The organism is Hymenobacter coalescens, from assembly GCF_054783195.1.
Map to the genome: position 1 here is coordinate 42,277 of NZ_BAAGRA010000017.1, position 21,662 is coordinate 63,938.

The following is a 21,662-nucleotide window of genomic DNA, read 5'->3' on the forward strand; positions in this document are numbered from 1 at the left end:
ATGTCTTTTCGTCGACTTTCCCTGCTCGCCGCCGCCCTGCTCATCACGGCCACCGTGGTGGCCACCTCGGCCCGGGCCCAAACGGCCATCGTTTCGGACTTCACCCTGCAGCGCCCCGACAACTCGGCCCTGACGCTCAGCTCGCTGGCCGGGCAAAAGGCGGTGGTGGTGGTGTTCACCAATCCCGCCTGCCCGTTTTCGCGGCTCTACCAGCCGCGCCTCAACGCCCTCACCAGCGCCTACGCCGGCAAGGGCGTGGAATTTCTGTTCGTGACGGCGCCCATCAACCTGGAACAGACCGCCGAGGCGATGGAAGCCGATAAGGTCAAGATGAAAACCAGCAGCGGCGAGGCCACCTACCTGACCGACGAAGGCCTGAAAACGGTTGCACTGCTCGGCGTGTCCAAGACGCCTGAGGTGGTGGTGCTGCAGCCCGTCAGCGGGGGCTTCACGGTGCGCTACCGCGGCGCCATCGACGACAATCCGCAGATGGAGGCCCACGTGAAGGACCGTTACCTGAAAAGCGCGCTGGACGCGGTGCTGGCGGGCCAAACGGCGCCCATTGCCAGCAAAACGGCCTACGGCTGCCGCATTAATAAAAACTAACGGCCACTCCCCAATGCCGAAGCGCCGCTACTCTCCCGTCAGCAAGGAGAGTAGCGGCGCTTCGGCGTTAAGGGCAGATTCCGGCGCGGTGGGCGCGCTATTCCTCGTCCGGCTCGCCTTCCTCGGCGGGTGGCAGCACCGGCGTTTCGTCGCCGGTCAGGATGGCCAGCAGCTTGCTGACTTCGGCGGCTTTGGCAGGCTCCTGCATCTTTTCGAAGCTCACGGCCAGGTTGCGCAGGGCGCGACGCACGATGTCGAGGTGCGAGCAAGGCTCGAAGAAGATGCTGTTGGCGGGCAGGTTCAGCTGCGCCACGTAATGCTCGATGTCGGTGCGCGTCAGGATCAGGCCGCGGTTGTAGCAGTTGATGTAGAACGCCGGTATCTGCTCCTGCTCGGGTCGGTAGGTGAGGATAAAGAGGTTGGGCAGGTTCACCCCGAACACCGGCAGCTTCAGGCGCTGAGCCACCAGCAGGTAAATCACGCAGAGCGTGAGCGGGTTGCCGCGGCGCGTTTCGAGCACCAGATGCAGCATGGAGTTGGCCGGCGCGTGAAAGTTCTGGGTGTTGGCCGCGAAGCGGTGCACCTTGAACAGCACGTGGTTCAGGGCCCGCACCTGGTCGATGGGGCCCATCTCGGGCGACATCAGCGTCCAGGCTTCGTAGCGCAGCTGCTCGATGGCGCGGTTCAGGGCCTGCAAGTCGGCGTCGGGGTACTGGTACGAGTTGATCAGCCACATGCCCTCCAGCAGGTTTTCGCCGCCCGAGTCGCGCCACACGCGCAGGCGCTCCTGCAGGCCCGCAAACTGCAAGTTGTGAATCAGCTCTTCCAGGCGCTGCTGCTGCTCCGGGTCGAGGGTTTCCTCCCAGGCTTCTTCCAGAAACGGTACGACGCTTTCGCCCAGCTCGTGGATACGCTCCTCGATCTGCGGCCGGAGTTCGGCGTCGTCGAGCAGCGAAATGAGGGCCTTGAGTTCTTTATTGGTCATGTAAGGAGCAAACGGACCGGCTTCCGGCAGCTACGCGGATTCCGTAGGAATACAAATAAACGCAACCGGCGCGGCTTCGCCCAGGCCGTGGGAAGGGAATTAACAGTATTCGGGGGCTGGAATGTTCAGCGGGGAGGCGTAAATCCGCCCAGCATTCCTCGGCCGGCGCGTGACCTAAAAGGCTCCTCCCGGCATTCGCGCGTCACCCGCACGGCGGCTTTTCTTCTTCGTGCCAAGCGTAAGCAACGGCGGCTCAGCGTTGGGTCACGGTGCGGGGCTGTACGTCTATCAGGTCTGATGCGGCCAGAACGTTTCCGGGTTCCGCCCGCAGGTATTGGCCAAGAAACGCGCGTTTTCTACCGCAGCAGATTGGTTTTGGCCAGCTCCAGCAGCTCGTCGCCGCGGCCGCTCATGATGGCTTTCAGGGCGTAAAGGCTGAAGCCCTTCACCTGGCTGGCCTCGATGGTGGGCGGCATCGACAGCTCGGTGCGTTTCACCACCGCGTCGAGCAGGGCCGGGCCGGGGTGGGCCAGCAGCTCGGCCAGGGCGGCGGGCAGCGCGGCCGGGTCGGTCACGCGGATGCCGCGCAGGCCGGCGGCTTCGGCCAGGGCGGCAAAGTTGGGGTTGTCCAGCTCGGTGCCGTAGCTCAGGATGCCCGCCGCTTTCATTTCCAGCTCCACGAAAGCCAAGCTGCCGTTGTTGTACACCACGATCTTGACCGGCAGCTGCAGTTGGCGCAGCGTCAGCAGCTCGCCCAGCAGCATGGCCAGCCCCCCGTCGCCGGCCATGGCCAGCACCTGCCGCCCGGGCGCGGCCAGCTGCGCCCCGATGGCTTGCGGCAAGGCGTTGGCCATGCTGCCGTGGTTGAATGAGCCGATGAGGCGGCGCTGCCCGTTCATGCGCAGGTAGCGGGCCGCCCACACGGTGGGCGTGCCCACGTCGCAGGTGAAGAGGGCGTCCGGCGCCGCCTGCTGGTCGAGCAGGCGGGTGAGGTACTGCGGGTGCATGCTCGTGTCGCCCGGCTCGCCGGTGGCCAGCTCGTCGAGGCTGCGGCGGGTGGCGCGGAAGTTTTCCAGCGCCTGATCGAGGTGGCGGCGGTCGGTTTTGGGCGTGAGCCGGGGCAGCAGCAGGCGCAGGGTTTCGGCCACGTCGCCCACCAGGCCCACCTCCACGCGGGTGCGCCGCCCGATGTGCTCGGCCCGGATGTCGACCTGCACGGCGCGCACGTCCTGGGGCAGAAACTGGGCGTACGGGAAGTCCGAGCCGAGCATGAGCAGCGCGTCGCAGCTCATCAGCGCCTCGTAGCCCGAGCTGAACCCCAGCAGGCCGGTCAGCCCCACGTCGTAGGGGTTGTTGGGCTCCACGTACTCCTTGCCGCGCAGCGCGTGCACGATGGGCGCGCCCAAGGCTTCGGCCACCTGCAGCAGCTCGGCGTGGGCTTCGGCGCAGCCCGCCCCGGCCATGATGGTGACGCTGCCGGCCTCGTTGAGCAGCACGGCTGCCTGCTGCACATCGGCCTCGGCGGGGCGCAGCGTGGCGCGCCGGCCGAGCACTGGCAGGCGCACCGCGGGCGCATCGGGTACTTTCTCGTGGCTCACGTCGCCGGGCACCACCAGCACGGCCACGCCCCGCTGGCTCAGGGCCGTCTGAATGGCAGCTTCGGTCATGCGCACGGCCTGCGTGGGCTGCGAGAGCAGCTCGCAGTAGGCGCTGCATTCCTTGAACGTGGTTTCAGGGTGGGTTTCCTGAAAGTAGCCCGTCCCGATTTCGGCACTGGGAATCTGGGCGGCCAGGGCCAGCACCGGCACGCGGCTGCGGTGGCAGTCGTAGAGGCCGTTGATGAGGTGGGTGTTGCCGGGCCCGCAGGAGCCCGCGCACACGGCCAGCGTGCCCGTCAGGTGGGCTTCGGCCCCGGCCGCAAAAGCGCCGGCTTCCTCGTTGCGCACGTGTATCCACTCGATGCCGTCGCGGGCGCGAATAACGTCGGTGATGCCGTTCAGGGAGTCGCCCACCACGCCGTACACGCGCTTCACGCCGGCGGCAATCAGGCTATCCACAATGATTTCAGAGACAGTTTTGGCCATAGCATTCAGGGGTTGCGGTCGAAGGCTATACGGCAGGATGGCCGGAAGGGCGTGCGGCAGCAGCGCCTGCGCCGGCTTGGCGGGCTCCCAGCCTTGCCGCACGCCTCTTCTGCACACCGGGCCGGCCGCTCCGACGCCCAAAAGAATGCCCCGACCTTGCGGCCGGGGCACCTTGGAACGCCGGAAGAGCGCGCCGCTTACCGGCGTACGACTTTCAATACCTGCACTTCGTGGCCTTGCTGCAGGCGCAGCAGGTACACGCCCTCGGGCAGCCGCCCGGCTTGGGGCAGGGCCAGCTCGTTGGCGCCCTTCGTCAGGTGCGCCGCCTGCGTGAGCAGGGTCCGCCCCACGGCATCGGTCAGGGTGAGCGTAGCTGGCCCCGGCTGCGCCGCGCGCATCAGCACGCGCAGGCCGGCCGCCTCAAAGGGGTTTGGGGCAGCCTGGACCACCAGCCCGGCTTCCAACGGCGCCAGCACCGGGCGCACCGGCGAGAGGGCGGCCGTGCCGTCCTCATCGACCTGTCGCAGGCGGTAGTACACCGTTTCGGCGGCGTAGCGGGCCAGGTTGGGGTCAGTAAACGAGTAGTCTGAGCGCTGGGTGGTGGTGCCACGGCCCGCCACGCGGCCCAGGGCGCGGAAAGTACGTCCGTCGAGGCTGCTTTCCACCTCGAAGTAGGCGCTGTTCTTTTCCTGGGCCGTGGTCCAGCGCAGCAGCGCATCCTTGCCGTCCCGCTCCGCGTCGAAGCTCAGCAGCACGACCGGCAGCGGGTTGGCCGCGTTGCTGACCGTGAAGCGCCCGAAGGCCGTGGTGCTGGTGCTCAGGCTGCGCGCCGAGCCGTTCTGCAGGGGCCCAACGGGCAGCCAGGCATCCTGGCTGCCGGCCTGCCGCCACACCTGCGCCGGCGCGAAGCTGCCCAGGCCGTTGTCGTCGTCGGCGGGCCAGCTGAGCGTAAGGGGCACCGGCGCCGTGGGCTGCTGGGCCGCTTCGATGGTCCAGATCCGGTCGATGCCGCGGGTGCCGGCCCCCAACTGGGTGCCGTAGCTGCTGCCCGCCACCTGCAGGCCAGCCGTGCGCGTAATGCTCACCGTTCCCAAGTCCTGCCCGGTGCCGTCCACCGCAGCTCCGTGGCCGAAATCCACGGGGCCGGCCACGGAGCTGCGGGTCACGCGCAGGTTGCCCTGCACGTAGCGCCCCGCGCCTTCTCCCACGACGGAGGCGCCGTCGGGCAGGCTGATGGTGCGGGCCGCCGGGGTGCGCACGAGGCCCCCGGTGAGGCGCAATTCCTGGGTGATGGTCAGGTGGTCGGTCACCACGAGCACGTTCTGGCCCACGGCGCCGGCGTTGTTTACTTCGAGCCGGGCCAGCGCGGCCCCGCCGGGCACTAGGCGCTGGCGCCCGCTGCCGCCGAAGCGCACCAGCCCGGCGGAGGTGAGCGTACCGCCGTTGCTCAGCGTACGCCCCAGCTGCAGGGTGCCGGCGTTGGCGAGCTGGCTGCCGGCGCGGTTCAGCAGCGAGTCGGGCACCGATAAGGTAGTTCCGACTTGCACCGTCAGGTGTGCGCCGTGGTTGGTGATGGATTGGGCGCCCGCGGAGCAACTCAGGCCCAGGCCGGCGGCCGCCAGCAGGAGCCGATTCACGGGGATGTATGGTAGGTTTTGCACGCGAAACAGGGCTTAATCGCGGCTGATGACAATCCACGTCGTGCCGCTGCTCTGCACCGTCAGGCGTTTGGCGCTGGCCAGGGTGCTGACGGCGCTGCCCAGCACATCGTCGTAGATGCTGGCGCCGCCCGAAACTGTCAGGGTCAGGTTCGTCGTGCCGCCGGCGGTCGAGTTGATCAGGGTGTACACGCGGCCGCGGCAGGTGCTCGGGTCTGGCAGCGTGATGGCGTTGCACGAGTTCACGCGGCGCACGGTGTGGTGCAGCGAGGTCAGGGTCAGGCTGCTGCCCGTGCTGGTTTCGACGAACGGCACGGCCAGGGCGCTGCCGACCGTTACCGGGCTGGTCACTTCGGCAGAGCTGTTGACGGCGAGGCCCACGTTGCCGCCCGTGAAGCTGAACGACTTATTGGCCTGAATCACCACGGTATTGGCCGCGAGCGTGCCGCCCAGGGCAATGTCGTCGCCGGTTTTGGTCAGGCCGTTGCTGGCCGTGGTAGCGGCCGGGGCGACGGCGGCCGTGGTTTGCACCGTGCCGTCGGGAAAGCGGAAGCCGCCGGTGCTGCTGTACACCTGCCCGGCCACTTCCAGCTTCTGGGTGGGGGCAGCCGTGCCGATGCCGACCTGGCCAGAGCCGGAAAGGGCCAGCGTGGTGGCGGTGCCGGTACGCATGGTGGTGCGGAACGCCAGGTCCCAGTCGGGGGCGTTGAAGCTGCGGCCGCCGGCGTAGCTATTGGCGTAGTTCAGGCGCCAGCTTCCGAGGCTCGTGCTCGGAATCACGGAGACGGTGTACACCTGCCCGGCCGTAACCGTAGGCGGCGCCGGGAAGGTAAAGACCGTCATCGAGCCGTTGGTCGGGATGGTCGTCGGCTGGGTGAAGCTGTACAGCGGCGTGCTGCCCGTGCCCGTGCCGGCGTGCAGTGCCACGGTAAAGACGGTGGAGCCCGTCCCGTTGTAGCCCGTTTCGAAGGTCATCAGCTCGCCCGTCACGCTCGGCGTAAACGACTGCCAGCCGCCCATGGAAGCCCCGGCGCTGCCGATGGTGTTTTCCTGGTCGACGAAGGAGCCGGTGCCGTCGTTGCTGAGGAAGCTCAGGGAGTTGGTGCCCGTCACTACCCGCGTAGGCTGGGTAAGGGCGCCGCCCAAGGCGATGTTGTTGCCGGTTTTGGTCAGGCCGTTGTCGGCCGTGGCGCTGCTGCCCGAGGCCGCGGCGGTGGTTTGCACCGTGCCATCGGGGAAGTGCAGGCCGTTGCCCGCGCCGCTGAGCTTTACGCTGCCGGCCACCTCCAGCTTCTGGGTGGGGGCGGCCGTGCCCACGCCCACGTTGCCCGTGGCGTTCAGGGCCAGTACGGTGGAGGCGTCGGAGCGCATGTACGTGCGAAACAGCAGGTCGCAGCTGGCCGCGAAGGCGTCCCGCCCGCCGGGGTAAATGCCTTCGCAGCTTTGCCGCGCGCTTACGGCCGTGGGCGCGGTCAGCTGGAAGGTGTATGTGGCGCCCGCCACCAGGGCCGGTGCCGTGGCGAAGTCGAAGGCTACCGTGGTGCCCTCCGTGGTGTGGGGAAAGGTGGCGCTTTTGGTGGCCACGGCCACGGGCGTGCCACTGGTCGTCGCGCCGCTGTACACCGACACCGTCACGTCGGTGGTGATGGAGGCGCCCGTTATACTGCGCATTGGCAGCTCCAACCGGGTAAGCTGCCCCGCAACGCCGGGCGTGAACGTCTGCCAGGTAGGCGTGCTGGGGTTTCCGGCCGCCGTGGCCGCGTACGAAACCTGGTCCACGGTGCCCGCGCCCCCGCCGTTGATGAAGCCCAGGCTGTTGCCGTTGATGGCCAGTTGCGTGGCCGCGGTCAGCGCGCCGCCCAGAGCAATGTCGTTGCCGGTTTTGGTCAGGCCGTTGCTGGCCGTGGTGGTCACGGGTGCGGCCGTAGCGGCGGCCGTGGTTTGCACCGTGCCGTCGGGGAAGCGGAAGCCGCCGGTGCTGCTGTACACCTGCCCGGCCACTTCCAGGGCCTGTGTGGGCGTGCTCGTGCCGATGCCCACCCGCACGGCGTCGCTGCCCGTGCCGCCCAGCACCAGGGAGTTGCTCTGCCCGACCCGGGCCCGGTGCCCGATGGCGCCCGCATTGGTCAGCCCATCGGCCATGGGCCCGGCCTGGTACCCGAAGGCGTAGTTATTGGAACCGGTGACGTTGCCGGCGCCGCTTTCCGGCCCCACAAACACGTTGTTGTTGCCGGTGGTGTTGTCGTCGCCGCTTTCGTGGCCCACGAACACGTTGCTGCTGCCCACGGTGTTGCGGTTACCGCTGTACGTGCCGCTGAACGTGTTGTGGTTGCCGGTTAGGTTGGCCAGGCCGCTGTTGAAGCCGCTGAAGTGGTTGTACTGGCCGGTGGTATTGCTGTAGCCGGCCTGGTAGCCGATGAACTGGTTGTAGCTGCCCGTTGTGTTGCGGTAGCCCGCCTGAAAGCCGCTGAAGTAGTTGCTACCGCCGCTGGTGTTTTCCCAGCCGCTCTGGTAGCCCACGAAGTGGTTGAACTGGCCGGTGTTGTTGCTCTGGCCGGCTTGGTAACCACTGAAGTAGTTGGCCGAGCCGCTGGTGTTGTTGATGCCGCTGTGGAAGCCGTAGAAGACGTTGCCGGAACCGGTGGTGTTCGAACGGCCGCTCAGGTAGCCCATGAACGTGTTGTACAGGCCCGTCGTCGTGTTGAGGCCCGCGTCGTAGCCCAGGTAGATGTTGTTGCCGGTGGCCATGCCCATCTGCAGCCCGCCGTTGGAGCCCACGCCCACGCCCGGCGAGGTGCTGGTGCGCCGTAGTTCGTAGCTGCCCGTAACCAAGTGCTGGGTGGCGGTGTGGTTGCCCAGGTTGTCGCCCACCCGCTGCCAGTCGGGCGTGGTGGTGGTGCCCTGGTTTTGCCACAGGCCGAGCTGGGCTCCGTCGGTTTGGTACACCAGCAGGCCTGGGGCCGGACTGGCAATGGCGTTGCGCTGCGCGGCCGTCATGCGCGGGGCCAGTACGCCCTGCGTGATGGAGCGCAGCTCCAGCAGCGCGCTGGCATCGGGCGTGAAGGTGGTGGCACCGATGCCCACACCCGGGGTTTGGGCCAGGGCCGGTACGGAAAGACTGCCGAGCAGCCCCAGTAAAGAAGTCAGCCGGCGCCAGCGGCGGGCAGTAGAGGAGAATGTCATGCGGGGAAGAAAGTGGAGGAAGGCACCGGACAGCGGTCCGGCCACCGATGCCACAAAGGTCCCGTCGGGCCCCACGCGGCGGTATCGCATGTTTGGGGCGCCGTTGGGAATTCAGGCCAAACCGCCGCGCGCTCCTCCCCTTTTCATGTTAGCCCTGCGACCTTGGCAAAAGCTAACCTTTGCCGTATTATCCTGCGCCACCGGGCTGGCTCCCCACCTGTTTCTCGCCGCCGCTTTTCCTGGCCGCTTCCGGGCGGCAACGGGCTATGCCACCCCTACCGACCGTGCATAGGGGCGCAGCCCGGCAGCCTGCCCGGCGCCGTCAGGCTAAAGCGGCCATGTCGAACGCCCGCGCCGGCCTTCATCACGCAACCGTAACCGGCCGACAACATTCAAGTGACAGCGCCGCCGGAGCTTTGCCGGTGAGTCAGGTGCTACGCTTTGGGTGGGTGGCACTGCGCTAAACGGCAAACGCCCCGGCTAGCCGGCCGGGGCGTTTTGCACTGCCTTGGTCCGCTCGCCGGCCGCTGCCGGGCTTGGCCGGCCGCTGGGGTAGCGGCGGCGCCAAAACTTGTACCAATGCTTGTTTCTGGGGTAGCTGCGCGTGGCCGTGACGTTGTTGAACACCAGGGCCACCACGAGTAGAATCAGCACGCCAGCCAGCACCGGCATCAGCACGTACCAATAGCCCAGGGCCTTGAGCTGCGCCGAGCCCACGTTGGCAATCAGCGCGGTGGCTCCGCCGGGCGGATGCAGGGTTTTGGTTATCTGCATGGCCACGATGGACAGCGCCACGGCCAGGGCCGCCGCCAGCCACAGTTCTCCGCCCACCCATTGCTGCACCGCCACGCCGATAAGGGCGCTGAGCACGTGGCCGCCGATGAGGTTGCGCGGCTGGGCCAGCGGGCTGTTGATGGCGCCGTAGATCAGCACCGACGACGCGCCAAACGAGCCTACCAACAACATCGTGTCCTGGGGGCCGAGCACGTAGCGGTTCAGCAAGCCGATCAGCCCGATGCCGACAAACGAGCCCAGAAACGTCCACAAATGCTCTTGGTAATCAAACAGGGTCTCCTCGTAAACGATGACCTTGATCCGGCGCGCGTGGCCCCGCAGTCTTCTTCGCATGCACAAATAGCCAGCCGCGGCCGGCGGTGTATTCCGGCCGCAAAAATAAACAGCTGGCGCCCGGACTGGCCAGTGGCCTCCAGGCAACTCTTTGCCCCGGGTAGCCATCTGCCCCAACGAAACGGCCCGAAACGGCTACTTTGGCACCTTATTCCCCTCATTCCCCTCTACTACATGCATTCATTTTACCGTTCTCTCTGGCTGCACAGCGCGTGCGCCTTGCTGCTCGTGCTACTCAGCAGCACCTCCGTCATGGCCCGGCCCGCCGCTCCCGATAGCGTCGATATGCTCGTGCAGCGCGCCATGCAGCAGCTGCGTATTCCGGGCGTGCAGCTGGCGGTGGTTCGCCACGGCCAAATCATCAAGGTGGCCCACTACGGCGTGGCCAACGTGCAGGACTCGGTGCCGGTAACCGGGCAAACGCGCTTTTTCCTGAATTCCATCACCAAAGCTTTCGTGGGCGTAGCCGTGATGCAGCTGGTGGAGGCCGGCCAGCTCGACCTGGCGGCACCAGTGGGCCGCTACCTGCCCGAGCTGCCCGCCGCCTGGCACCCCGCCACGGTGCGGCAGCTGCTCACGCACACCTCCGGCCTGCCCGACATCCTGCCCGAAGACGCACTGGTGACCGAAAACAACGAAAAAACCGCCTGGCAGCAGGTGCAGCAGCAGCCGCTGGACTTCCCGGCCGGCCAGCGGTTTGCGTACAACCAAACCAACTACCTGCTGCTGGGCAAGCTGATCGATAAGCTCAGCGGCCAGCCCTTTGCGCAGTTTATCCAACAGCGCCAGCTCGACGTGGTGGGCATGCCCCGCACCACTTCCGGCGACGCCCACGACGTGCTGCCCCACCTCGCCCGCGGCTACACCTTCACCCAGTACGTCGACGGGCGGGTGCGCCGCGGCAAGCAGCTGCGCAACCTGTTCGAAGTGTTTCCGCCTTCGCTGCGCACGGCCGCGGGCATGAGCTCCACGGCCGAGGAAATGGCCCGCTGGCTGATTGCCCTGCAACGGGGCAAGCTGCTGCAGCCCGCCAGCCTGCCTACGCTCTGGACGCCCGGCCGCCTCAACGACGGCACGACGCGCAGCTTCGGCGGCAAGCTCACCGGCTACGCCCTGGGCTGGCCCACCGTCGACCGCGCCGAGCACCCCGCCGTGGCGCCGGTGGGCGGCGGCCGCTCCGCCGTGTTCCTCTACCCCCAGGACGACTTGGCCATCGTCGTCCTCACCAACCTGCAGGGCGCCAACCCCGAGCGGTTCATCGATGCGCTGGCCGCCTGCTACCTGCCCGACATGCGCGTGGCTGACGGCTTCGGGCTGCCGCCGACCCTGCGCGCCCTGCACCGCACCCTGCGCCAGCGCGGGTTCAGCCACTTGGAGGAAGAAGTAAAGAAAGCCCGCCGCCGCGACCCGGCCTACGCCCTGCCCGAAGCCGCCGTGAATGCCTGGGGCTACTCCCTGGTGGAGCAGGGCCAGCTGGCCGACGCGCTGGCCGTGTTTCAGCTCAACGTGCGTCTCTACCCCGCCAGTGCCAACACCTACGACAGCCTGGCCGAAACCTACGCCGCCCTGGGCAACAAGAAGCTGGCCGCCCAGCACTACACCCGCGCCCTGGCCCTGAACCCGAAGAACCGCACGGCCGCGGAGTACCTGCAGCAACACTAAGGCCGCCCCGCACCAAGCCGTAACGGCCAAGCACTGCCCTGGCCACACGCCCGAGCGTTGCCGGCGGCGAGTGAGGGGCTGCGCTTCGGGTTAACAGCACCGCGCTAACAAGCACCACGCCCCGGCTGGCCGGCCGGGGCGTGGTGCTTGTTGGTGTTGAGGTCGACGCGTTTGCCGCCTGTCTCCTTAAGGCAGAGACCCAAATGTGGCACCCCGGCTATTCTGCAGATTCTCTACTCTATTACCAGCGCGCGGCTGGCCTGCTGCCCGCCGGCCTGAACGCGCACGTGGTAAAGCCCCGCTGACAATCCCGGCAGCGGCAGTTCGGTGCGGCTGCCGGCTGCCGTCATCGGCGCCGCCTGCGTCAGTACGGTGCGGCCCAGGGCATCGGTGAGGGTAAGAGTTGCTTGGCTAGCTCCGGGCACGGCCGGCAGCTGCACGGTGACGGCGCTGCGGGCCGGGTTGGGGTACAGCTGCAAGCCCACGGCCCAGGCAGGCGCTGTAGTAGCCAGCGCCGCGTCGTTTAGCCAGGCCACATAGGCTACCCGTTCCCCAACGGGCGCCAGCAAGGTCATGCTGCCGAAGCTCGCTTCCGGCTGCACGTAGCCCCCGATGTAGAGCCGGTTGGCGCCCAGCGCAAGGCTGCGGGCTTCGTCGTCCTGGGTGCCGCCGGCCCGCTGGGCCCAACTGAAGCTGGCGCTGCTGCCCGCGTCCACGAGCTTGGTCACGAAGAGGTCGTAGGTATCGAGGGAGCTGGCGTTGGTGAGCGTGGTGCTGCCGAAGGTGGCTGTGGCGCTGTAAAAGGCGCCGGCAACGTACAAGCTGTTGCCGCGCACGGCCACGCCCCAGCCCGCGTCGTGGCCGGTGCCCCCCGCTCGGTAGGCCCAGGTGAAGGCGCCGGTGTTGCCGCCGTCGGTCAGCTTGGCCACGAAGGTGTCGAAGCTGCCGCTGGCGTTAGCCAGGATGGTGCTGCCTAGCGCGGCGGTGAGGCTGTTGAAGCGGCCGGTGGCGTACACGCTGCTGCCGCTTACGCCCAGGACCCACACCTCCTCAAAGACTTCGCCGCCGATGTGCTGCGCCCAGGTAAAGGTGCCGCTGCTGCCGCCGTCGGTCAGCTTGGCCACGAAGGCATCGGAGCCGCCCAGCGCCGAGGGCGTGTTCGGCAGGCTGGTGCTGCCCAAGGCGATGCTGCTGCCGTAAAACGAGCCAGCCAGGTACACGCTGGTCCCGCTCACCGCCAGGGCCGTGGCTACGTCGCGCTCGGCGCTGCCGACGCGCAGGGCCCACTCCGGCGTGCCGGCGCTGCCCGCGTCGGTGAACTTGGCCACGAAGGCGTCGTTGGTGCCGGTGCCGGCGTTGGTGAGCGTGGTGTTGCCCACGGCTAGGGCTGGGCTGTAGAAGTCGCCGGCGATGTACACGCTGCTGCCGCTGGCGGCCAAGGCGTAGATTTTGTCGTCGGCACTGCCGCCCAGGCTGCGTGCCCAGTCGAAGCTGGCGCTACTGCCCGCATCGGTCAGCCGGGCCAGGTAGCCGTCGGTGCCGCCCGCCGAGGTCAGCACGCTGGTCCCCAAGCGAACGGACGCGGCGGAATATGCCCCGGCCAGCAGCACGGACGAGCCGTTGACGACCACGTGTGCCACCGTGGACACGCCCAGCGGCTGCACCCAGCGGAAGCCGAGGCCCGGCGTCCACTTCGCCACGAAAGCCTCGGTACCGCCGGTGCTGCTCACCACGGTGCTGCCGAAGCTGACGCTGCCGCGGATGGTACCGGCCAGAAACACGTCGCCAGCGGCATTCACGGCCGTAGCCGTCACCGTCGACGAGTTGCCGACGGTCTGGGTGGTGTTGAGCACCGACTGCCAGTCCGGCGCCTGGGCTTGCGCCGCGCCCGCCGAGGCCAAGCAGCTGGCAATACCCGTTGCGACGGGCACAAAGACGCGCTTCAGCCGCTGGCGAAACGACGTAGAGTCAACGAAGGACATAGAAGTGGGAATAAGGAAGCTCACGCTACTGCTCAGGGGCAGCCCGCGCGGCAAAGGTTGCATTGGGATGAGCTTGTCTCGCGGAATGGGGTCGAAGCCGGCTAGTAGTCACGGCTTTTCGGTGGAGGTTGCTTGCGCTCGGCCACTAGCAGCTGGCCGCCCGACACTACACCCACGCCCTGGCCCTGAAGCCCAAAAACCGCGCGTCCCCCGAGCACCTGCCCGATTGAGCACCGGTCCCGGCCGCAAGTCAGGCGCCCGTGCTCCGCCGATGCAAGTAGGCCGCCACCGTTTTGGCCGCTACCTGGTCGGCGTCTTCCCAGTAGCGCCGGTCCAGTTCGTTCAGCTGCGCCGCTTCGGCCGCGGTCAGGAACCGCGGAATGTCCCACAGCTCCGAGAGGCGTTCGTCCTCGCCTAGGTGTTCGATAACCTGGTAAGCCTGCTTGACGAGGGCCAAGCCCTGCTGCGCGCCGATGTGGGCCAGGCCGCGCGTGGCGTAGCCGTAGCACTCGTAGCCCCAGTTGCAGAAAAACTGCACGAAGCCGCCGTTGTACATATCGGCTTCCAGTTTCCAGAGCGCCGCCAGGTTCTGTTCGTCGGGGCTCAGTGCCTCCCATTGGCCCTGATGCTGACTTAGCTTGCGCAGGCACGGCGTGGTAAGCTCATCCCACAACTGGTCGATATCCTGGGTCGAAGGCTGGCTCATGCTGCGGAGGAAAGGTTGGGCATTCGTTACAGACACGGAAGTAGCGGCCAAAGTGTTGGGCCCGCCAAACCTTAACCGTCCGGCAACGTCGAGTTTACATTACCGCCGGAGCTTTGCCGGCGAGTGAGGTGCTACGCTTTGGGTGGGTGGCACCCGTTGTATGAGTGAAAACGCCCCGGCTGGGTGGCCGGGGCGTTTTGCGTTATCGAGCATGCCGGTGACGTTTACCCGGGCGCTTTGGGTAGCCAGTTGTACCGCTCCGAAGCCTGGGCTTGGAGGCGCTGCCACTCTTCCGCCGTTACGCCCCGGAGCACCAAGCTGATACTGCCGGCCAACTCAGGCGACTGTTTCACCACCAGCTCCGCCGTATCGTCCGGGTATCGCCGAAATTCTGCCAGGTAGACGCCTTCGCACGCCGCCGCGGCCGCTTCAGTAGGCTGCAACTCCTCCCGGGCATAGTAGGTATCAGCCGGCCAGTCCGAGCGCATGTCCAGATAGAGGCGCCGGTATTCATCTACCCGTAGCCGCACGTAGGTGAAGTTGCTTTCCTGCCACTGCTGCAGCGTCGCATTGGTCCAGGGTGTGGCCAGGCTGCTACGTTCCCGGATGCGCCAGTCGGCCGAAGTATCCACCCAACTGCCGGGGTTGTTCTTGGTGTAACGCGGGTGAGCAACGGGCGGCAGCCCGTTCTCCACGGGGCCGCGCAACCACGTCCACAAAGCCTTGGCGGCCGTTTCCCAAGCGTTTTTTGCCATAAATCGTCTAAGCCATCAAGCAGTCCAGGGCGTACTTCACACCTGAATCACGCCTACGTTGTACTGCTTCTCAATGGGCGCGTGGTTGGCCATGCTGATGCCTTCCGAAATCAGCTTGCGCGTTTCCAGCGGGTCGATGATGGCATCTACCCAGAGGCGGGCCGCCGCGTAGTAGGGCGAGAGCTGCTCGTCGTAGCGGGCCTTGATCTGGTCGAACATATCCTTTTTGGCCTCCTCGGTGAGCGTTGAGCCCTTGGCCTCGGCGGCAGCCACCTGAATCTGCAATAGCGTGTTGGCCGCGGCGGCGCCGCTCATCACCGCCAACTGGGCCGTGGGCCAGGCCACGATCAGGCGCGGGTCGTAGGCCTTGCCGCACATGGCGTAGTTGCCGGCCCCGTAGCTGTTGCCGATGATGACCGAAAACTTCGGCACCACGGAATTGGCCATGGCGTTGACCATCTTCGCCCCGTCCTTAATAATGCCGCCGTGCTCCGACTGCGAGCCGACCATGAAGCCTGACACGTCGTGCAGAAACACCAGCGGAATCTTCTTCTGGTTACAGTTCATGATGAAGCGGGCAGCCTTGTCGGCTGAGTCGGAGTAGATAACCCCGCCCATCTGCATGGCGCCCTTCTTGGTCTTCACGATTTTGCGCTGGTTGGCCACGATGCCCACCGCCCAGCCATCGATGCGGGCCAGCCCGCAAATCAGGCTCTGGCCGTAGAGGTCTTTGTAAGGCTCAAACTCCGAGTTGTCGACCAGCCGATGGATGATGTCCATCATGTCGTAGGGCTTCACGCGGTCGGAAGGCAGCAAGCCGTAGATTTCCTTTTCGTCCTTGGCCGGCGCCTGCGGGGCTTTGCGCGAAAAGCCGGCCGTAGCCCGCCCGCCCATCTTATCGAAGATGTTGCGGATGTGCTCCAGGCACTCCTCGTCGTTCTGGAACTTGTAGTCCGTCACGCCCGAAATTTCCGAGTGTGTGGTGGCCCCGCCCAGCGTCTCGTTGTCGATGCTTTCGCCGATGGCCGACTTCACCAGGTACGAGCCGGCCAGGAACACCGAGCCGGTGCCGTCCACGATCATGGCCTCGTCGGACATGATGGGCAGGTAAGCCCCGCCGGCCACGCACGGCCCCATGATGGCCGCCAGCTGCACGATGCCCATGCTGCTCATCACCGCGTTGTTGCGGAAGATGCGGCCGAAGTGCTCCTTGTCGGGGAAGATTTCGTCCTGCATGGGCAGGTACACGCCCGCCGAGTCCACCAGGTAGATAATCGGCAGCTTGTTTTCGATGCTGATTTCCTGGGCGCGCAGGTTTTTCTTGGCCGTAATCGGGAACCACGCGCCGGCCTTCACCGTGGCGTCGTTGGCCACGATGACGCACTGCCGGCCCTGCACGTAGCCGATAACCACCACCACGCCGCCGGAGGGGCAGCCGCCTTCCTCCCGGTACATGCCCTCACCGGCAAACGCGCCGATTTCAACGGTGTTGGAGCCCGGGTCGATCAGGTACTCAATCCGCTCCCGCGCCGTGAGCTTGCCCTTGGCTTTGTGGGCCGCAATGCGTTTCTCGCCGCCGCCAAGCCGCACCTTTTCCAAGCGCTTCTGCAGTTGGAAGTTTAGCTGCTTGAGCTGGTCTTCGTTTTTGTTGAATTCGAGGTCCTGACGGGTGGGGGTTGCGGGTTGGTTCACGGGAATGCGAAGCGTTGGGGAGACGAAATGCCCACCGGAGCGGGCTGATTTCAAAGGTAATTGATTTCGCGCATCAGCCTAACAAGCGTTAGGTTGTAGAAAAGCGAACAATCAGCACACCACCCCGAGGCGCAGCCGAAGGACCTTCCTCGCGCCCTGCACCGTCGTTCATGCCAACGTACAAGCGCTAAGCTATCCGAACGACACAACCGTAGCCAAGCGGCCTGGGCGTTGGTGGCTGCGCTCCGGGGCTTGTACAAGTTGTGAGTAAGATTCTTCAGCTTCAGGATGACGCGCTGATAAGCACAAAAAAGCCCGCGTCTTCCGGCGCGGGCTTTTTTGTTTAGGGCCAGGCTAGATCAGGGGCGTACGGCGGTGTCCACCGGCGCGGCCGGTTGCTGCGTCACCGTTTTGGTTTCGCGCTCCACCGAGCCGTCCTTCTTCACTTCCGTTTCGGACTTCTTTTTCTCTTTGCCCCCACCGCCGAACACCGAGAAGTGTACGTAGCGCTTGGGATTGGCCTTCAGGTCCACGAGCAGGGCGTTGGCCGAAGCCGACGTGGCGTTCAGGTTGGTGTAGAGCGAGTCGTCGTTGATGAGCTTGCCCAAGGAGCCCTTGGTAGTCGTCAGCGACTGATTCAGCTGCTTCATGGCCACCTGCGCCTGCCCCACAGTGGTGTTCAGGTCGCGCACGGTTTTGGCCAGCGGGGCGCGCTTAAGCGTGTCGGTAATCAGGGCCAGGTTGGTGGCTACCTGGTCGAACTTACGCTCCGTCACGGCCAGCGAGGAGCTCAGCTTGGCCATGTTGGTGGTTATCTGATTGATGTTGCGCTGGTTGGCCACCAGCATGTTGCGCAGTGCCTCGGTGGTAGCCTGCGAGTTGAGCAGCGTCTGCTGCAGGCTCAGGCGGGCTTCCTTGCTCAGAAACTGGTTTACCTTCAACAAAGTCGAGTCGACGGTGCCGAGCACGGGCAGCGCGCGCGCCTGGAAAGCGTCGGTGATGCTGGCCGCGTGGTACGAGCGGAGGTCTTCGCCGCCGTTGAAAATCTTGGTGTTGCGGCCCTGGATCAGGGTAATCGTCTTCGAGCCCAGCAGCGAGCCGCTCAGGCTGGCCAGCGTGGAGTCGCCGACCTCCACCCGCTTTTCCACTTCCAGCGCCACGCGAATCCGGTTGCCGCTCTCGGGGAGCAGTTCCAAGTTCTTGACTTGCCCGATTTTGATGCCGTTCAGCATCACGGGCGCGCCGGAGTTGAGGCCATCCACGTTGTCGTAGGTAGCGTAAAACGTGCGGTCGGAGGAAAAAATATTGCTGCCTTTCAGAAAACGAAAGCCGAAAAACAGCGCCACCAGGGCTACAACGGCCAGTAGGGCAACTTTGGCTTCTTTGGACACGGGAAGACGACGAGAAGGACGACGGTAAATAGAGAGGGGGCAGCGGAAAGCAATGCGGGGGCAAGATAGGCGAACGACGCGCAGTTAGTCGGCGGCGCTGCTGGCTTCCAGGTCCTGCTTGTACTTGCGGAACGCGCGGTAAATGCCCGAAGCCATATACGACTGTCCGGACTTATCGTTCAGATACCGCTCCTCGGCCGGATTGGTCAGAAAGCCCACCTCGATAAGGGCCGACGGCATGGTGGATTTCCACAGCACCAGAAAGCCCGCCTGCTTCACCCCGCGCGAGGCCCGCCCGACGGACGTGCGAAACTCGTGGTCGACTTTGGCCGCGAAGCGCAGGGAGTTGTCGATGTGCGCGCTCTGGTAGAGCGAGAAAAGAATGTGTGACTGCGGCGAGCGGGGGTCGAAGCCGCTGTAGCGCTCCTTGTAATTGTCTTCCTGCAGGATTACCGCGTTTTCGCGCTTGGCCACGGCCAGGTTGGCTTCGGTCTTGTGCGGGCCCATGGTCCAGACCTCGGTGCCGCGCGCCGCCGAGGGCCCCGCGTTGCAGTGCACCGACACGAACAGGTCGGCGTTGTGCTTGTTGGCTATGCCGGCGCGGTCGGCCAGTTCCACAAAGTCGTCGGTTTTGCGGGTGTACACCACCTTCACGTCGGGCATATTCTCCTCGATGAGGCGGCCTAGCTCCAGCACAATTTTCAGCGACACGGCGGCCTCGCGGGCCCCTTCGGGGCCGGCGCAGCCCTTGTCCTTGCCGCCGTGGCCCGCGTCGAGCACGACGGTGCGCAGGCGGTACGGCCCCGGCACGGCGGGGCGCGGGTGGGCCGTGGCAGATGAATCGGGCTGCTGCGCGCTGCTCGCGGCCGGGCCAATGCCCAGCGCCAGCAGCGCGGTGCCAAGAAGGACAATATTCCGCACGACGTTCGTTAGATGGGGCGGCTACCCGCTATTTTTGCACACTTAGCCACAAAATAAAGCAAATCTGCTCTTCGTGACTCTTTCCGCGGCGCTTATTCAAACGCTATGCCGCAGCGGGCGGGCCTTGCGCCATCGGTGTACGGTTGCCCTGCTGATCAGTTATTGCCTCTTCGCCACGGCGGCCGTGGCGCAGCAGCCGGCCCCGGCGCGCCCCGCCCCGCCGGTGCCGGGCCGCGTGCAGCTCGACACCGTGCGAGTACGCGGCAACGCCGATTCGGTGCGCGTGGGCGTGCGGCCCAAGGGGGACGTGGAAACCACCGTAAAGTATCAAGCCAAGGACTCCATCCGCTTCAACGTGCAGGAAAAGCGGGCCGTGCTCTACAACAAGGCCAGCGTGGACTACGGCACGATGAACCTGAAGTCCGGGGTCATCACCGTCGATTACAACCAGAACCTGCTCACGGCCGAGGGCCGCGCCGACTCTACCGGCCGGGTGCGCGACAAGCCCGTGTTCAAAGACGGCGCCGAAACCTACCAAGCGGGCCGCATTGCCTACAATTTCAAAAGCCGCAAGGGCAAGATTGCCGAAGCCATTACCCAACAGGGCGAGGGCTACATCCACGCCGAAGTGGTGAAGAAAAACGAGCTGAACGAAATCTACGGGCTGCATGGCCGCTACACCACCTGCAACCTGGAGCACCCGCACTTTTTCATCAATGCCTCGAAGATGAAGGTCGTGCCGCGGAAAAACGTGGTAACGGGTCCTTTCAACTTGGTCATCGGCGACATTCCCACACCGCTGGGTTTCCTGTTCGGCTACTTCCCCACCCCGGGCAAAAGTCGGGCTTCGGGCGTGATCATCCCCACCTTCGGGCAGGCCATCGACCGGGGCTTCTACCTGACCAACGGTGGCTACTACTGGGCCATCAACGACTACATGGGCCTACGCGTGACCGGCAACGTGTATTCAGGCAACGCCGATGCCTTCGGGGGCTGGGGCGTGAATGCCGACCTGACTTACCGCAAGCGCTACAGCTACGACGGCCGCCTGGACTTCAGCTACTCGCGCCGGCCGGCCACGCCCATCCTGCCCTCCACCGACCTGAACACCAACCCTAACGTGCGCCGCAATTTCAAGCCGCGCACCTTCTGGCTGTCGTGGAGCCACTCGCCCACGCCGCGGCCCGGCGGGGGGCGCTTTTCGGCCAACGTGCGGACGGGCAGCCCGGAGTTCAACCAACAGAATTCACTGGACGTGCGCAATTACCTCACGCCGGCCTTCAACTCCTCCATCAGCTACCAGAAGCAGCTGCGCAACCTGCCCGTCAACTACTCCATTCAGGCCACCCAGGACCTGAACACCATCACCGGCACGGTGAACCTGACCTTGCCCGACGTATCGGTGCAGGTGCAACGGCAGCAGCTGTTCCGCCTGTTTGGCCTGGAGCAACGCGACAGAATTTACGAGCAGTTTGCGGTGGATTACCAGTTTACGGGGCAGAACCGCCTGAGCAACACCGAAGCGGCGCGCACACTTTCCTCGGGGCTGCCTTTGCTGGGCGGTACCACCACCACGCGCAACATCCCGGTGCGCCTCTCCAATCTCTCGCCGCTGCTGCGCAACAACCAGACGACGCTGCAGCACCGCTTCGGTATTTCGCTCGGCAACTTCACCTTGCTGCGCCACCTTTCGCTGGCCCCTTCGGTCAATTACGGCGAATCGTGGTACCTAAAACAGCTTACGTACCGCTACGTGCCCGAGGCGGAGGCCATCCGCATCGACACTACCCGCGGCTTCTACCGGGTAGGCAACTTTTCGGGCGGCGCGTCGCTTTCCACCAACCTTTACGGTACGCTCAACTTCAAAAGCAAGAGCATCCGGGCCATCCGGCACCGCCTCGCTCCCAGCCTGAGCTACAGCTACTCGCCCAACTACCTGGCCAACGAGAACTTCTATCAGCTGCCGCTGCTGCCGCCCGAGCTGCGCACGGCTTCCGGCCTGCGGTTTACCGAATCGCAGTTTTCACGCTTTCTGGGCTTCGGCGGCACCGGGCCGGGCGGTGGGCAGGTGAGTCAGCTGAGTTTCGGCCTGCAGAACCAGGTGGAAATGAAGGTGCGCAACAAACAGGACACCACCGGCAACCAGCCCTTCAAAAAGGTTAGCCTCATCGACGGCTTCGACCTGGGCACGGGCTACAACTTCGCCGCGCCCTCCTTTAAGCTGGCGCCGCTCAGTGCCAACCTGCGCACGCAGGTAGCGCAGAAGCTCAACATTCTGGTGGCCGGCACCTTCAATTTTTACCAACGCGACTCGGCCGGCGCGCTTATCGACCGCTACCTGTTTGAGCAGGACAACCTTCGTCTGGCCCGCCTCGATCAGGCTTCGGCGCAGCTCACGTACCAGTTCGACAGCAACCGCCGGCCGGGCCAGCCCGCCAACCGCGCCCAGCGCGTGGCCCTGCCCAATGACCCGGTGCTGGGCAACCCCAACCAGCCCGACTCCTACGCCGACTACATCGATTTCTCAATTCCCTGGACGCTGAACGCCTCGCTCGGCGCCCTCTACCAGGACCCCGGCCCGCGGCTGGCGCGGGAAGGCGTGACGCGCAACCGCTCCTGGACCACGGTGTCGATGAACATCAGCGGCGAAATCAAGCTCACCGACAAGATGCGCCTGAGCTATACCTCCGGCTACGACTTCATCTCTAATAAAGTCACGCTCACCCAGATCAACTTCTTCCGCGACCTGCACTGCTGGCAGATTACCGGCTCGTGGATGCCAACCGGCCAAATTGCAGGCTTCAACGTGACCATCGGCGCCAAATCGGCGCTGCTGCAGGACTTGAAGCTGAACCGCAACCGCACTTTCCTGAACCGCTAAGCGGCCCCGAACGGGCGGACCGCCGGCT

General features: G+C 65.6%; 14 protein-coding genes. 3 read left to right on the plus strand and 11 right to left on the minus strand.

Going from position 1 to position 21,662, the window contains the following annotated elements; translation table 11 throughout:
* Entirely contained in the window at positions 1-606 is a 606-nt protein-coding gene (locus ACYVKQ_RS14740) for a redoxin family protein (protein WP_460676119.1), read from the plus strand.
* 97 nt (positions 607-703) lie between these two features.
* Here ACYVKQ_RS14740 and ACYVKQ_RS14745 read toward each other — a convergent pair whose 3' ends face one another.
* The 5 genes from ACYVKQ_RS14745 to ACYVKQ_RS14765 all read right to left on the minus strand — a co-directional run bounded on the left by ACYVKQ_RS14745 (position 704) and on the right by ACYVKQ_RS14765 (position 9,644).
* Positions 704-1,591 carry a transglutaminase-like domain-containing protein gene (locus tag ACYVKQ_RS14745; RefSeq protein ID WP_460676120.1) on the minus strand — a complete coding sequence of 296 codons (888 nt, stop codon included), beginning with the start codon at positions 1,589-1,591 and terminating at the stop codon, positions 704-706.
* A gap of 356 nt (positions 1,592-1,947) precedes the next feature.
* Entirely contained in the window at positions 1,948-3,675 is a 1,728-nt protein-coding gene (gene poxB / locus ACYVKQ_RS14750; RefSeq protein WP_460676121.1) for a ubiquinone-dependent pyruvate dehydrogenase, read from the minus strand.
* 197 nt (positions 3,676-3,872) lie between these two features.
* Positions 3,873-5,312, minus strand: a complete 1,440-nt coding sequence (locus ACYVKQ_RS14755; RefSeq protein WP_460676122.1) for a T9SS type A sorting domain-containing protein — start codon at positions 5,310-5,312, stop codon at positions 3,873-3,875.
* Positions 5,313-5,348: 36 nt separating this feature from the next.
* A complete protein-coding gene (locus tag ACYVKQ_RS14760; protein WP_460676123.1) occupies positions 5,349-8,516 on the minus strand; it encodes a beta strand repeat-containing protein in 3,168 nt (1,055 codons plus the stop codon).
* A gap of 480 nt (positions 8,517-8,996) precedes the next feature.
* Positions 8,997-9,644 (minus strand): HPP family protein, encoded by a 648-nt coding sequence (locus ACYVKQ_RS14765; RefSeq protein ID WP_460676124.1) that lies wholly within the window; start codon positions 9,642-9,644, stop codon positions 8,997-8,999.
* Positions 9,645-9,818: 174 nt separating this feature from the next.
* On the opposite strand from ACYVKQ_RS14765, the gene ACYVKQ_RS14770 reads away from it, so the two are divergent.
* On the plus strand, positions 9,819-11,306 hold the full coding sequence (locus tag ACYVKQ_RS14770) for a serine hydrolase (RefSeq protein WP_460676125.1): 1,488 nt from the start codon (positions 9,819-9,821) through the stop codon (positions 11,304-11,306).
* Positions 11,307-11,539: 233 nt separating this feature from the next.
* On the opposite strand, the gene ACYVKQ_RS14775 is transcribed toward ACYVKQ_RS14770, so the two are convergent.
* From ACYVKQ_RS14775 to ACYVKQ_RS14800, 6 genes are all read right to left on the minus strand, one after another.
* Positions 11,540-13,288: a T9SS type A sorting domain-containing protein gene (locus ACYVKQ_RS14775; RefSeq protein WP_460676126.1), complete on the minus strand. Its 1,749-nt coding sequence runs from the start codon at positions 13,286-13,288 to the stop codon at positions 11,540-11,542.
* A 250-nt stretch (positions 13,289-13,538) separates the two neighbouring features.
* Positions 13,539-13,994, minus strand: coding sequence for a DMP19 family protein (locus ACYVKQ_RS14780; protein ID WP_460676127.1), 456 nt, complete (start codon positions 13,992-13,994; stop codon positions 13,539-13,541).
* Between the two features lie 224 nt (positions 13,995-14,218).
* Complete coding sequence (locus ACYVKQ_RS14785) at positions 14,219-14,749, minus strand: hypothetical protein (RefSeq protein WP_460676128.1); 531 nt, start codon at positions 14,747-14,749, stop codon at positions 14,219-14,221.
* 36 nt (positions 14,750-14,785) lie between these two features.
* Positions 14,786-16,441, minus strand: coding sequence for an acyl-CoA carboxylase subunit beta (locus tag ACYVKQ_RS14790; protein ID WP_460676129.1), 1,656 nt, complete (start codon positions 16,439-16,441; stop codon positions 14,786-14,788).
* 359 nt (positions 16,442-16,800) lie between these two features.
* Positions 16,801-17,832 carry an MlaD family protein gene (locus ACYVKQ_RS14795; RefSeq protein ID WP_460676130.1) on the minus strand — a complete coding sequence of 344 codons (1,032 nt, stop codon included), beginning with the start codon at positions 17,830-17,832 and terminating at the stop codon, positions 16,801-16,803.
* Between the two features lie 84 nt (positions 17,833-17,916).
* The gene (locus tag ACYVKQ_RS14800) at positions 17,917-18,753 is read right to left on the minus strand and encodes an N-acetylmuramoyl-L-alanine amidase family protein (protein WP_460676131.1); all 837 of its coding nucleotides are present in this window, start codon (positions 18,751-18,753) and stop codon (positions 17,917-17,919) included.
* 124 nt (positions 18,754-18,877) lie between these two features.
* Here ACYVKQ_RS14800 and ACYVKQ_RS14805 point away from each other — a divergent pair, with 124 nt between their 5' ends.
* Positions 18,878-21,634, plus strand: coding sequence for a putative LPS assembly protein LptD (locus tag ACYVKQ_RS14805; RefSeq protein ID WP_460676132.1), 2,757 nt, complete (start codon positions 18,878-18,880; stop codon positions 21,632-21,634).
* Positions 21,635-21,662: the final 28 nt, after the last annotated feature.

Coding starts and splice junctions, on each gene's coding strand:
- ACYVKQ_RS14785 (WP_460676128.1), bottom strand. CDS start 14,749: ATGGCAAAAAACGCTTGGGAAACGGCCGCCAAGGCTTTGTGGACGTGG.
- ACYVKQ_RS14765 (WP_460676124.1), bottom strand. CDS start 9,644: ATGCGAAGAAGACTGCGGGGCCACGCGCGCCGGATCAAGGTCATCGTT.
- ACYVKQ_RS14770 (WP_460676125.1), top strand. CDS start 9,819: ATGCATTCATTTTACCGTTCTCTCTGGCTGCACAGCGCGTGCGCCTTG.
- ACYVKQ_RS14760 (WP_460676123.1), bottom strand. CDS start 8,516: ATGACATTCTCCTCTACTGCCCGCCGCTGGCGCCGGCTGACTTCTTTA.
- poxB (WP_460676121.1), bottom strand. CDS start 3,675: ATGGCCAAAACTGTCTCTGAAATCATTGTGGATAGCCTGATTGCCGCC.
- ACYVKQ_RS14745 (WP_460676120.1), bottom strand. CDS start 1,591: ATGACCAATAAAGAACTCAAGGCCCTCATTTCGCTGCTCGACGACGCC.
- ACYVKQ_RS14740 (WP_460676119.1), top strand. CDS start 1: ATGTCTTTTCGTCGACTTTCCCTGCTCGCCGCCGCCCTGCTCATCACG.
- ACYVKQ_RS14780 (WP_460676127.1), bottom strand. CDS start 13,994: ATGAGCCAGCCTTCGACCCAGGATATCGACCAGTTGTGGGATGAGCTT.
- ACYVKQ_RS14775 (WP_460676126.1), bottom strand. CDS start 13,288: ATGTCCTTCGTTGACTCTACGTCGTTTCGCCAGCGGCTGAAGCGCGTC.